Origin of the sequence: Bacteroides mediterraneensis (assembly GCF_025993685.1) — a bacterium.
GTDB lineage: Bacteria > Bacteroidota > Bacteroidia > Bacteroidales > Bacteroidaceae > Phocaeicola > Phocaeicola mediterraneensis_A.
Map to the genome: position 1 here is coordinate 93,270 of NZ_DAJPEN010000001.1, position 13,277 is coordinate 106,546.

The 13,277-nt window shown below is 45.9% G+C and carries 10 protein-coding genes; 4 read left to right on the forward strand and 6 right to left on the reverse strand.

All coding sequences use genetic code 11. The features are described 5' to 3' along the window. Positions 1 to 4 precede the first annotated feature (4 nt). A complete protein-coding gene (locus OIM59_RS00375) occupies positions 5 to 1,081 on the reverse strand; it encodes an efflux RND transporter periplasmic adaptor subunit (protein ID WP_299170348.1) in 1,077 nt (358 codons plus the stop codon). Between the two features lie 755 nt (positions 1,082 to 1,836). Here OIM59_RS00375 and OIM59_RS00380 point away from each other — a divergent pair. The 3 genes from OIM59_RS00380 (at position 1,837) to OIM59_RS00390 (ending at position 7,998) form a co-directional block, all read left to right on the forward strand. Next, positions 1,837 to 5,004 (forward strand): TonB-dependent receptor, encoded by a 3,168-nt coding sequence (locus OIM59_RS00380; RefSeq protein ID WP_303894209.1) that lies wholly within the window; start codon positions 1,837 to 1,839, stop codon positions 5,002 to 5,004. A 19-nt stretch (positions 5,005 to 5,023) separates the two neighbouring features. Further along, positions 5,024 to 6,841, forward strand: coding sequence for a RagB/SusD family nutrient uptake outer membrane protein (locus OIM59_RS00385; protein ID WP_299170345.1), 1,818 nt, complete (start codon positions 5,024 to 5,026; stop codon positions 6,839 to 6,841). 209 nt (positions 6,842 to 7,050) lie between these two features. Beyond that, complete coding sequence (locus OIM59_RS00390) at positions 7,051 to 7,998, forward strand: glycoside hydrolase family 43 protein (protein WP_299170543.1); 948 nt, start codon at positions 7,051 to 7,053, stop codon at positions 7,996 to 7,998. 97 nt (positions 7,999 to 8,095) lie between these two features. Here OIM59_RS00390 and rsgA read toward each other — a convergent pair whose 3' ends face one another. Next, positions 8,096 to 9,031 (reverse strand): ribosome small subunit-dependent GTPase A, encoded by a 936-nt coding sequence (gene rsgA, locus OIM59_RS00395; protein WP_299170344.1) that lies wholly within the window; start codon positions 9,029 to 9,031, stop codon positions 8,096 to 8,098. A gap of 76 nt (positions 9,032 to 9,107) precedes the next feature. Then, complete coding sequence (gene frr / locus OIM59_RS00400; protein ID WP_072541634.1) at positions 9,108 to 9,668, reverse strand: ribosome recycling factor; 561 nt, start codon at positions 9,666 to 9,668, stop codon at positions 9,108 to 9,110. A gap of 171 nt (positions 9,669 to 9,839) precedes the next feature. Between frr and OIM59_RS00405 the strand changes: the two genes are divergently transcribed. Further along, a complete protein-coding gene (locus OIM59_RS00405) occupies positions 9,840 to 10,364 on the forward strand; it encodes a histidine phosphatase family protein (RefSeq protein ID WP_299170342.1) in 525 nt (174 codons plus the stop codon). Positions 10,365 to 10,430: 66 nt separating this feature from the next. On the opposite strand, the gene pyrH is transcribed toward OIM59_RS00405, so the two are convergent. The 3 genes from pyrH to OIM59_RS00420 form a co-directional block, all read right to left on the reverse strand. Next, entirely contained in the window at positions 10,431 to 11,141 is a 711-nt protein-coding gene (pyrH, locus tag OIM59_RS00410; protein WP_007559787.1) for a UMP kinase, read from the reverse strand. A 72-nt stretch (positions 11,142 to 11,213) separates the two neighbouring features. Continuing rightward, positions 11,214 to 12,530 (reverse strand): MATE family efflux transporter, encoded by a 1,317-nt coding sequence (locus OIM59_RS00415; protein ID WP_299170341.1) that lies wholly within the window; start codon positions 12,528 to 12,530, stop codon positions 11,214 to 11,216. Further along, entirely contained in the window at positions 12,527 to 13,264 is a 738-nt protein-coding gene (locus tag OIM59_RS00420) for a biotin--[acetyl-CoA-carboxylase] ligase (RefSeq protein WP_299170340.1), read from the reverse strand. Before OIM59_RS00420 ends, OIM59_RS00415 begins: the two co-directional genes overlap by 4 nt. Positions 13,265 to 13,277 lie beyond the last annotated feature (13 nt).

Here is a 13,277-nt window from a genome sequence, read left to right on the forward strand (position 1 = left end):
AAAGTTAGTTGATTTGGTCAAGAATTACCGGCATGCCGGTGCGGAGTTGAAGGGTACCGGAGGTCAGGATGGTATCTCCGGCCGACAATCCTTTCAGAATCTGTACTTCTGCTTCCGTACGGATACCGATTTCCACATCCACCGGTTCGGCCACTCCCGAGCGGTATAGGAAGACCTTGTTTTTCCCCATTTCCGGGACGATGGCTTCCGACGGAATGGCGATGGCATTTTGAATTTCTTTCTGTTTCAGTTCGATGTCCGCATAGCGTCCGGGCAACAGTTCCCCATTCCGGTTCGGATAGAGGGCGCGGACGGTTAGTGTATGGGTTTCTTCATTGATGCGTGATTCCGTGGCATAAACTTGGGAATTGAAGGTTTCCAGTCGCCCTTCAATCTTGAAGGTCAGGTTCGTGCCTTTCTTGATTTCACGGGCATAACGTTCTGGTACGGCAAATTCCACCTTGAGCGGAGTGATTTTCGTCAGTTTGGCGATGACGGTTGTGGGGGAGGCGTAAGCTCCCAGGCTGACCTGCCGCAGTCCGATGATACCGTCGAACGGAGCACGGAGTTCCGTCATGGCAATGTTTGCTTTCACGTTCTCGATGTCTGCATTCAGGGTAGCCAGTTCCGTTTTCACCTGTTCGTAGGCTTCTTTGCTCACCGCATCGCGTTGCAGCAAGGCATTCTGACGGAATACACGGTCTTCGGCCAGTGGCATCTGGGCCTCCAGCCGTTTCAGCTGGGCTTGCAACTGGCTGTCGTTCACTTTGGCCAGCAGTTGGCCTTTGGACACGAAAGAGCCCTCCGTGAAATCAATGCTTGTGATTTTTCCGGAGGTCTCAAACGATAAGTCTACTTCCTCATCCGGCATCAGTTTACCACTGACAAACAGCTGGTCGGTGAGCAAATGAGGTTTGAGTATTTTTGCATTTACGTTGAGTGCTTTGGACTTGCCGGTGGGCACTTGCTTCTCGGCAGCTTCCAGTTCTTCATTCTTCCAAGGGGTAAACGTGTGAATCCCTAAGGCAATGACTCCTGCCCCTATCACTACGATGATTCCCCATTTGATGCGTTTGTCCATGTGTTTGTTAGATTAAGGTTAAAACGATATACTTGGCAAATATATGAATTTATGGGAGGAATTCTATGTGTTTCATACTTTTTATAAAATAGGAAAGGCTTTTATTGGGATGGTGATTGAAACGTTAACTGTAAATAGTGGAATGGTCTTGTGAGTTGTGCTGTATGTTGATAATTAGTGGTCTATGGTGATTCTCTTATTCTATAGCCTTTATGGTTCCTGACCTTATTGATTATATTAGATTCCACTGTCAGAAGAATAACTTTTATCTTGCTATTTCATAGCCTTTTCTGTTTCTAAATTAATCCTTTTAGGTAGTTATTTAAGAGTGCGCCTTTTATTCCCTTTTGCTTTTAGAGAGGAAAGACTCCGATGGATTCCAGTTTCCTTTCGATAAGACATCAAATGATTGTTGCTGTAAGTGAAAGAATACGCTCAGATATAGTTGGAGGCTGATTATTGGTTGAATAATTATATAGTTTGGCATTTTTGTGGTATAGGTTTCAGTGTAGGTTATCTACATTTGCATTAAAAGACAAATGTTTAAATTATAACTTATAACTATGAATAAATACCTATGGAATAACTCAACCTGATTTTTTATGTTTATCAGGAGTCAATGGTTGGTCTATTGTTTCCTGTAGAGAGTAAAGTATAACTTCTGTACATTTTAAATCTAATATCAAAAATAAATGGTCAAAAAAATCTTATTTTTATTCCTAATTTTGTTTGCATCTTCCCTTGGGGCACAAAATGTGGCTATAACAGGGACAGTGACCGATGCAAATGGTGAACCTCTGATAGGTGTGAATGTGGTGATAAAGGGCACTTCGACAGGTGCTATCACGGACTTGGATGGTACTTTTTCGGTTAATGGAAAGCAAGGAGACATAATGGTGTTTACGTATATTGGTATGGAAACGAAGGAAGTTCCATTTCAGGGAACACCATTGCGAGTGGTATTGAAAGATGATACGAAGGTGCTGGATGAAGTTGTGGTGGTGGGATACGGTTCTCAGAAGAAGGTGAACTTGACTGGTTCGGTGGCAACCGTCAATTTTTCTGATGAAACGCTTTCTCGCCCGGTGACTACGGTGTCTGCAGCCTTATCAGGTATGGCTGCCGGTTTGAATGTGATGACTACCAGCAGTAAACCAAATTCAGAAAGTGCTTCAGTACTGATTCGTGGTAATGGTACGTTGAATGATTCAAGTCCGTTGATTTTGGTTGATGGTATGGAGATGGACTTAAATCAGATCAATCCCAATGATATAGCTTCGATTTCAGTTCTGAAGGATGCTGCTTCTTGTGCAATTTATGGTAACCGTGGTGCCAATGGTGTTATTTTGGTGACTACGAAACAAGGCACTGATGGCAAGATTAATGTATCTTATTCGGGCAAATTTTCACTGAATACGCCTGCCAGACTTATCCATCAGGTATCCAATTATGCCGATTATATGGAGCTGATGAATGAAGCTGCGACCAACAGTGGTCAGGCTGCCTTATTCACACAATCAACAATTAATCAATGGCGTGCTGCTGAAAAGGACCCTAACGGTATTTCTGAATCTGGTTATCCAAACTATGTTGCTTATCCTAATACTGATTGGTATGATGAAGTGTACAATCCTAAATGGATGCAAGAGCATACCGTTACTGTAACGGGTGCAGAGAAACGTACAACTTATAATTTGAGTGCTACCTATGTAGACAATCCGGGCTTGGCCGACAACTCAGGCATGAAGAAATACTATATGCGTTCCAATATCGAATCGAAGATTTCCGACTTTCTGAAGGTAGGTTTGCGTGCCTGGGGCTATCATACCGATCAGGAACGTAACAATATTGATGACCTGAACGGTAATATGATGCAGAAGGCTACTCCGGGTACTTATCCCTATTATGATGGCGCTTATGGTTCGCCTGCAGCAACTGAGGAAGACCCTGTTTCAACAAATCCTGTTTATTTTATGAACCGTCAGGGTGGTTTCTACAAGCAGACCAAGTTCTATGTCAATCCCTATGTTAAGATTGACTTTCTGAAACACTTCTCGCTGAGTTATAACTTCTATTATGACCACTTCCGTAATGAGCAATTTTTGCATGATACGGATTACCGTGAACAAAAGAATTTCCGTACAGGAATCGTCACGAGTACTCCTCCTACCTCTGAGACATTGGCTGAGGATATTGTATATTATTATATCGATGGAGACCAAAGTTGGAAGAGCAGCACAGTGTTGAATTACGGGCAGGTGTTCAACAAAAAGCATGATGTGGCAGCTATGATTGGTTATGAGGAATACCGTAAATGGCGCCGTACGACAGATGTGAGCAAAAAAGGTATGGTTGATTCTGGTCTGACAGATTTTGATGCTATGAGTGAGCCTAATTATTTGTCTGGTAATACGACAGAATATTCGTCTCGTTCGCTCTTTGGCCGTTTTACCTATGCTTATGACTCTCGCTATTTGTTTGAAGTCAATATGCGTTATGATGGTTCGTCACGTTTCGCTCCTGAAAGTCGCTGGGGAATTTTCCCGTCGTTCTCGGCAGGTTGGCGTATTTCGGAAGAAAACTTTATGAAAAACCTTGGCTGGTTCGATAATTTGAAATTGCGTGCTTCTTGGGGTAAGTTAGGTAATAATTCGATTGGTAACTATGATTGGCAGGCGCTTTATGGCATTAAGCAGTATGTGTTTGGCAATTCGCTTATTTCAGGTCTTGGCATGACATCCTTCTCCAACTACAATCTGGAATGGGAGGCTACCACTGTTACCAATCTGGGTCTTGATTTTGCTATACTGAACAATCGTTTGACAGGTACCATAGAATGGTATAACAAAGTGACCAACGGTATTTTGTATAACCCGACTTTGTCGCCTACGTTGTCTTATTTTAGTTCTCCAAAAGAAAATATAGCAGAGGTAACCAATCGCGGTGTTGAACTCACATTGGGCTGGCAGGATCATGTTAATGGCTTTGCTTATAACATTTCTGGCAATTTCTCGTTCAACAAGAATGAGGTGACTAAATATAAAGGAGAATTGCAACGTGGTTGGGTTGACGGGGTATGGACCACCAATTTGGGAGATGTGTCAACCGGTGGGGATACTCGTATTGTTGAAGGGCATACGATGAACGAATATTACATGCTCAAGCTGTATCATGGTAATGGCAGTGCATTCAATGTCGATGGGTCTGTGAATCCTAATGGAGGTCCTAAAGACGGTATGATACGTACTGAACAGGATATGAAGTGGTTGCAGGCCATGGTGAATGCCGGTTATGAGTTTTATCCTTCACAGGGTATTGGTAAAGACCGTATCTGGTATGGTGATATCATTTATGCTGACCTCAACGGTGATGGTATTTATGGTAGCGACAACGACCGTGACTTTATTGGTTATTCGGCTACTCCTAAATTCTACTATGGTTTTCAGGCCAGTGCTTCGTGGAAAGGATTCGATCTTTCTATGAACTGGGCTGGTGCTGCAGGATTCAAGATTCAGTGGTATACACAGACACAGAACAGTACGGTGATGACTCGTGGCTATGGTATCGGTAAGGATGTAGGTTACGATCATTATTTCTATGATCCGGAGAACCCTGAGGATCCTCGTACAAACATCACTTCTAAGAATACTCGTTTGACAATGAGCGGTACCAATCAGGTCAGTACGGTAAGCGAATGGCATCTGCATAATGGAAATTATATGAAGTTGAAGAACTTGACCATAGGTTATACCTTCCCTAAGAAGTGGATGGAGAAACTCTATGTACAGAACCTGCGTGTTTATGCTTCTGGCGAAAATTTGTTGACCATTACCAAGTTTCAAGGCATGGATCCTGAAATGGCAACAGGAGCTGGTTATGCATCTATGAGACAATATGCATTTGGTATTAATGTAACATTCTAAGAAAAGGAGAATTTGAATAATGAAAAACATAGCAAAGAAATACTGTAAACATGTTGCTTTGGCCGTCGGTTTGGGATGGTGTTGTGTCGGTTGTGTCAATATGGATTTGGCACCGCTTAATTCTGCCAGTGAAAGCAATGTGTGGTCTAGTGAAACATTGGCGGAACAGACCGTGACAGGAGTTTATAATGTATTGTATGAAGGTGCCAAGGACGGCTGGGTTGGATGGTTTGATGTCTGGTCGTCTATGATGGATCTTGACCGCAACTGGATTGGTGGACTGGACTTTTTGTTTGCTACCAATTCTTCTACGAGTGACCGTGGCAGCGAACGTTGGTGGAAAAATTATTATGGCGGCATCTTGCGTGCCAATGATGTCATTTCTAATCTGCCTTCAGTTCCGGGTATGGACGAAGCAAAAGCTTCAAGACTGGTGTCTGAATGTCGTTTCTTACGTTCTTGGTGGTATTATCGTTTGAATATTTTATATGGCGGTGTTCCTTATTACACAGAAGCTATCAAGAATACGGATGAAGCTAAACTCGCTCGTTCAACACAAGATCAAATCTGGGATTATCTTATTCAGGACCTTACCAAGTGTATTGAGGACTCCAATTTGCCTGATAAATATAGTTCAAGTGATGCCAATTATGGACATATAACTAAAGGAGCGGCTTACGCTTTGCGTGGTAAGGTGTATATGTGGAAGAAGGAATGGCAGAAAGCGGCTGATGACTTTGAGGCTGTGAAGAATTGTGGCTATAGCCTTTATACAGCCGATGGGGCAAACTCATATAAACAGTTGTTCAAGGAAGAGAATGAGAGATGCGATGAAATGATATTCTCTTTGCAATGTTCTTCAGCCAATAATGGCGCATGCGCTAACAATAAGAATGGAAACTACGGCACACGTAGCATGCCTGATGATGGTACTGGAACAGGTATTGGTTGGACCAACTATATCATTAATCCTAATTTTGTGGATTCCTATGAAAATGCAGATGGTAGTAAATTCAACTGGGATGATTATATTCCTGGATACAATGAAATGACGGCCGAAGAACGTAGTGTTTATTTCCTGCGCGATGATGCCACTGAAGAAGAAAAGGCTGTTTATGCAGATTGGGGTGCTGATATGTCTAAATATATCACTCCGGGAAATGAGGCGCGTATCAAGGCTGCTTATGACCATCGTGATCCACGTTTGGCTATGTCTGTCATAACTCCTTACAGTACTTATTTGGGAGGACGTGCCGGAGTTCCTACAGAATATACTATGCGTGCTCCTTACCGTGATGTGATGGCTCCTACTTATGATTTACAAACCGATGTGGCTTCGATGGTTTACTATGTTAATCGTAAGTTTGTGGGTGAAGGTATGGAAATCATGACATTCTACTCCCCGATTGATTTGCCTCTTATTCGTTATGCTGAGGTTTTACTGAACTGGGCCGAGGCTTTGAATGAACTGGGTGACGTATCGGGAGCTGTGGAGAAAGTAAATGAAGTACGTCGTCGTGCCGGTGCACAACCGCTGAATAGCAATGCGCCTACTACCGTTACCGGACAGGAAGATATGCGCCAGCGTATTATGAATGAATGCCACTGGGAACTGGTAGGTGAAGATGTGGTTTTCTTTGATGAAATACGTTGGAGAACTTGGAAAGACTTGAAATTTTCAAAAGATAGCCAAGGTCGTACAAATGGTATGCGCCAAGTATGGGGTACACCCACCTATCAATATACCTGGGGAGGTGACAATTATTGGGTATTGCCTATCCCAGCACGTGAGATAGAGATGAATCCTAACATGGTACAGAATGAAGGATATCAATAAATCGTTAATTAGCAATAGGTAGAGTAGGGGAGACTTGAATCTATGATTTGTGGCAAGTCTCCCTTTACTTTTTGTGAAAACAGTTAGGCGGGTTGGCTTTATGTAGAGGGTGGCTATCCTTCACTGGAGGCAAATGTTCTTGAAATGGATTGATTTTATAACTTAATTTAGAAGGCATGTATATCAAATTTTTTTTAGCAGGACTTTCTATGCTGGTCATAGCAAGTTGTGAGGCATCAAAGCCTGTTCAACAGCAGAAGCACGAGATATTTTACGCAGATCCTACCATTGTTTTGGACAATGGAAAGTATTATATGACTGGAACCGGGTCGCAGACTCCTTTGGGATTTACGGTCCTGATGTCTGATAATCTGCTGGAATGGACTACTGGCACGGCTGATTATTATCGCTTTATTCTACGCAAAGGTGAGTCGTATGGTGAAACCGGTTTTTGGGCACCACAATGGCTGAAGGAGGGTGATACGTATTATTTTGCCTATACGGCTAACGAACAGACTGCATTGGCTTGTGGCACTTCTGTAACCGGGCCTTTCATGCAAGAAGAGATGAAGCCTATTGACGGATCAAAGAAAAACATAGATCCTTTTTTGTTCAAAGATGACGATGGGAAGTATTATTTGTATCATGTGCGTTTCAACCATGGTAATTATATTTGGGTTGCCGAGTTTGATATGCTGACCGGTACGATAAAGAGTGAGACATTAAAGCAATGTCTGGATTGTACGGAACCTTGGGAACATACCGATAATTATGTTTCTGATCCCATCATGGAAGGACCCACTGTGATTAAACTGGATGGGAAATATTATCTGTTTTATTCGGCCAATCATTATATGAACATCGATTATGCAGTGGGCTATGCCACTGCCGATTCTCCATTGGGACCTTGGAAAAAGTACGGAGGAAACCCCATTATACATCGTAGCATTATAGGGGAGAACGGTTCCGGACACGGAGATGTCTTTTTAGGTAAAGATGGGGGCTATTATTATGTATATCATGTACATAAATCGGACTCAGAAGTTTCTCCCCGTGCTACACGTATCATTCCTTTGCATCTGAAAAAGGGTCGTGACGGCTTTTATGACATATCAGTAAAAGGCGATGAAGTCATCAAGCCCTATCAACTCTATTAATGAATTGAGGAGCACATCTTGTCAACCTCTCTTTTTGAAAAGCAGCCACCGTTTTCCTTGATGGGAAGAAAATCGGTGGCTGTATATTCTTGTCTGTTTAAAATGCCGAGCGGTATTTCCCTTCTTCCTTGTCTTCCAGTATATTCAAGTAGGAGGCATACCGCGATTCGCTGATGTAGTGGTTTTCCACGGCTTCACGTACGGCGCAACCCGGTTCATGCCGGTGGGTACAGTTCCCGTATTTGCAGTGCGCGGAAAACTCGAATATTTCCTTGAAGTAGTGTCCCACTTCCTCGTCCTTCATGTCGAAGGTACCGAAGCCCTTGATGCCCGGGGTGTCAATGATGTAGCCGTTGCCCGCTACAGAGAACATTTCAGAGAAAGTGGTAGTGTGCATGCCTTTGTTGTGGGCTGTGGATATTTCGCCGGTCTTGACATTCTGTTCCGGCAGGATGGCATTGATTAAGGTCGATTTCCCCACGCCGGAATGGCCGGAGAACAAGGTTACTTTTCCTTGCAGGGCCTGTTTGATTTCCTCTACTCCGGTGCCTTCCAATGCGGAAATCCGGTAGCAAGGGTATCCGATGTGGGTGTACAGGTGAATCAGTCTCTCCAGATAATGCAATTCTTCTTCTGTATAGCGGTCCACTTTGTTGAATACCAGACAGACCGGCACGCGATAGGCTTCTGCCGAGGCCAGGAAACGGTCGATGAATATGGTGGAAGTTTCCGGATAGTTCACCGTGACCACCAGCATGCACTGGTCCAGATTGGCTGCGATGATGTGTGATTGTTTGGACAGGTTGGAAGAACGGCGGATGATGTAGTTTTTCCGGTCTTCAATTTCGGTAATGAATGCGGTTCCTTCCGCATTGACATTGATTTGTACCCGGTCGCCTACGGCAATGGGGTTTGTGCTGCGTATTCCTTTCAGGCGGAAATTTCCTTTTATCTTACATTCAATCAGCTTTCCCTCGTCGGTTTTGACCAGATACCAGCTGCCTGTATTTTTTATGACCAGACCTTTTTCCAATAGATGTAAATTTAAAAAAAGAGGAGGGAAGAAATCCTGACGGTTCCCTCTCTCCTCGTATGGGGATGAATAAAATTTATACTGTCATGATTTCTTTGTCCTTGGCAGCCAGCATGTCGTCAATCTGCTTGATGTACTTGTCGTGTACTTTCTGCAATTTGGCTTCAGAATTTTTCTGCTCGTCTTCCGGCATACCGTCTTTTACGGCCTTTTTCAGGGCGTCGATGGCATCGCGGCGTGCGTTACGGATGCTTACTTTGGCAGTTTCTCCTTCACCTTTGCACTGTTTGCTCAGCTGTTTACGGCGTTCCTCTGTCAATGGTGGAATGCCCAGGCGGATGATTTCACCGTTGTTCTCCGGCATGATACCCAATTCAGAGTCGATAATCGCCTTTTCAATGATGCGGAACATGCTCTTGTCCCACGGCTTGATGGCAATGCTGCGTGCGTCGGGAGTAGTCACTGCGGCTACGTTGTTGATGGGCACCATGCTTCCGTAAGAGTCTACGCGGATACCGTCCAGCAGACGTACGTCGGCTTTTCCGGCCCGGATGTGAGCCAGCGCTTCGTCCAGATACATGATTGCCATATCCATTTTCTCTTCAGCTTCGCTGATAATTGTTTTAGAATCTGCCATATATTTCTTACATTTATAGGTTTTATATTCTCTGATAAGTATTTATGTGAACAAAAATAAGCTATTTTTTATTCTCTTGCAATACTTCGGAACATAAGTTTGTGTCTGTCTGGCCCGAAACTTGCCGGAAACTTCTTATCTTTGTTTGTCAACTTAAAAGCAGCACGGTTTATGATTACACTTTATTTGGCCCGTCACGGACAGACGGTGGAAAACTTGAGTCGGATTTTTCAGGGGCATTTGCCCGGTACCTTGACGGAAGAGGGCAAGCAGCAGGCTGTAGAACTGGGGCAGGCCTTGCGTGAGATTCCGTTGGATGCCGTGGTGAGCAGTGATTTGCAGCGGGTGGTGGATACGGTACGGCTGGCCGTGGGCGACCGGCATCTGCCGTGGCAGCAGACGGCTTTGTTGCGGGAAATCGACTGGGGACCATGGACCGGACTGACGGTGGGCAGTGTGGACTTGAGTCATCCGCCTGCCGGGGTAGAGACCCCTCAGATGCTGTACGACCGTGCAGGAGCTTTTCTGGAGTATCTGTGGCATCATTATGACGGCCTGCGGGTGCTGGTCGTGGCGCATGGGCAAATCAACCGCTGTCTGGAGGCCCGGATGAAAGGGGTGGCATTGGATGACCTTCGCACGATTCCCTTGATGAAAAATGCGGAATTCCACCGTTATGAACTGTCGGATGAGTAAATAAAAACGGCAAGGAGCAGTCGTAGACCGCAGCTTGCCGTTATTTTATAGAGAAGGGTTGGGATATCAGTTGTGTACCAGCGTACCGATGTTTTCGCCCGACATCACCTTCTTCAGGTTACCTACGGTATCCATGTCGAATACAATAATCGGCAGGTTGTTTTCCTTGCACATGCAGGTAGCGGTCAGGTCCATTACTTTCAGGCCGCGTGCCAGTACTTCATCGTACGTAATGTCGTCGAACTTCGTGGCTGTCGGGTCTTTTTCCGGGTCGGCTGTATAGATACCGTCTACGCGGGTACCTTTCAGCATGACGTCGGCTTCGATTTCAATGCCTCTCAGTGACGAACCGGTGTCGGTGGTAAAGAACGGATTTCCGGTACCGGCCGACATAATGACTACTTCCCCGTTTTCCATGGCCTCAATGGCTTTCCATTTGGTATAGAATTCACCAATCGGTTCCATGCGGATAGCCGTCAGTACGCGTGCCTTTACGCCGGCAGCCACCAAAGCTGAGCTTAGTCCCAAGCTGTTGATAACCGTAGCCAGCATACCCATCTGGTCACCTTTCACGCGGTCAAAGCCTTTTCCGGCTCCCGACAATCCGCGGAAAATGTTACCGCCACCGATGACGATGCCAATCTGTACGCCCATGTCATGGATTTCCTTGATTTGCTGTGCATATTCGCCCAGCCGTTTTTCGTCAATACCGTATTTTTTTTCTCCCATCAGGCTTTCGCCGCTGAGCTTTAACAGAATGCGTTTGAATTTTGCCATAATCGTAGTTGTTTTATTAGTTTGTAGCAAAGTTAGTAATAATTTCGGATATCTTCCGCTTTGTGGGGAAAACTATGACAGGGTATGTAAATCTGTGATTCTCTTCCGGTAAAGGATGATTCCTTGTACGATACCCCGCAGACTCAGGTAGACAATGAAAGCCATCCAGAGGGCATGGTTTCCCAATGTGTCGTGCAGACCGTAGTAAAGGAGGAAGAAACTGGCCGAGGCAATCCACATGGCACGCAGCATGAGGCGGGTGGCTGTGGCCCCGATGCAGATACCGTCGAGCAGAAAAGCCGAGAATCCAGCCAGTGGAATGGCTAGTACCCAGTAAATGTATTCTCCGGACGCGGCAATGACAGTCGCGTCGTCGGTCAACAGGCTGAGAAAACCTTTTCCTCCCAGTCCGTAGAGCAAGGTAAACAGCAGGGAGAGTGAGATGCCCCATTTGAAAAGATGTTTTACGGTTAGTGTCAGTGCCTTGTGGTTCCGGGCTCCGATGTATTTCCCGGTCAGCGCTTCTCCTGCGTAGGCAAATCCATCCATGAAATACGAAAAGAGGGTGAACAGTTGCATGAGCAAGGCATTGACGGCCAGTACCACATCGCCGTATGCGGCTCCCGTGGAGGTGAAAAAGACGGTTACGGCAATCAGGCAGAGCGTACGGAAGAATATGTCCCGGTTCACTTGGAAGAAACGTTTCATTTCCGTCCGGTTGAACAAAGCTTTCTGGTGCAGGTATTTCCGCAACGGGCGATAGTAGGCCAGCCAGAGCAGGCAGGCCATTCCCAGTCCCGCATATTGTGCCACGAGGGTACCGAGGGCCACTCCTTCCACTTTCATGCCGAGGGAGAAGACGAAAAACAGGCTGGCGGCAATGTTGACGATGTTTTGGGTGAGGGCGATGAACATCGGGAAACGGGAGTTCTGCATGCCGATGTACCAGCCGGTAAAGCCGTAGAGTCCCAGCGTGGCCGGAGCTCCCCAGATGCAGATATGGAAATACAGCGTAGCCAGCTTTTGCACCTCTTCACTGGTGTCCATGAAGGTGAAAGCCAGACTGTGAATCGGAATTTGAAGTATCAGCAGGGCAAGGGCCAGCAGCAGACTGATGCTCAGCGAGCGGAGTAGGATTCGGGTAGCCTCTTGCATGTCGTGTCGGCCATAGGCCTGGGCGGTGAGTCCTCCCGTTCCCATGCGGAGGAAGCCGAAGAGCCAGTAAATCATATTGAACAGCATGCCTCCCACGGCGATGGCTCCGATATAGGAAGCCGCTCCCAGATGGCCTACAATGCTGACGTCAATCAATCCCAGCAGGGGAACGGTGATGTTGGAAACGATGGAGGGCAGGGCAATGTGCAGAATCTGTCGGTCGGTCGTCTTCATAAGATGTATTCCACTTCCTTGAATAAATAGCCTCTTTGTTGTCCTTGCGCATCTTCCAGTATCAGGCGTCCGCTGGGCTCGATGTCCACGATGCGTGCCTGGAACTGTCCGTCCTTGTCCTGATACGGATGCATTCCCTCCTTGCGGTAGAGGGCTTCCTTGTAACGTGTTTCGAGCAGGTCGGTCTGTCCTTCCTTCAGCCGCTGGTAATAGTAGGTAACCTTGTCCATGATTTGTGCCAGTATCTCACCGACGTCATACTGGTTGCCTGTAATCTGGCACAAGGAGATGGGGTTGGGGGCATCGCTGTAGAAGCGTTCTTGGTTCAGATTAACCCCCGTTCCCGAGATGGAACGGCTGATATGGATGCCGGTCAGGTCGTTCTCAATCAGCGTGCCGCAAATCTTTTTGTCTTTCCAGTAGATATCGTTGGGCCATTTGATGGAGATGCCTTCCGTATAGCTGGACAGCACGTCATACAGGGCCAGGGCAGTGACCTGTGACAGATAGAACTGGCGGTGTGCCTCCAGAAAGTCCGGATACAGCACAAAGCTGAAAAGCAGGTTTTTGCCTGCTTCCGATTCCCAGCTGTTGCCACGCTGTCCGCGTCCGGCCGACTGGAAAGATGAATATACGCTGGTCAGTTCCGGACATGGTTGTGCATTGCAAAGGTCCGCCAAGTAGGAATTGGTAGAAGTGGTTTCTGCCAGTACGATAGGTTCAGGATATTTCATGAGTCTTTATGCA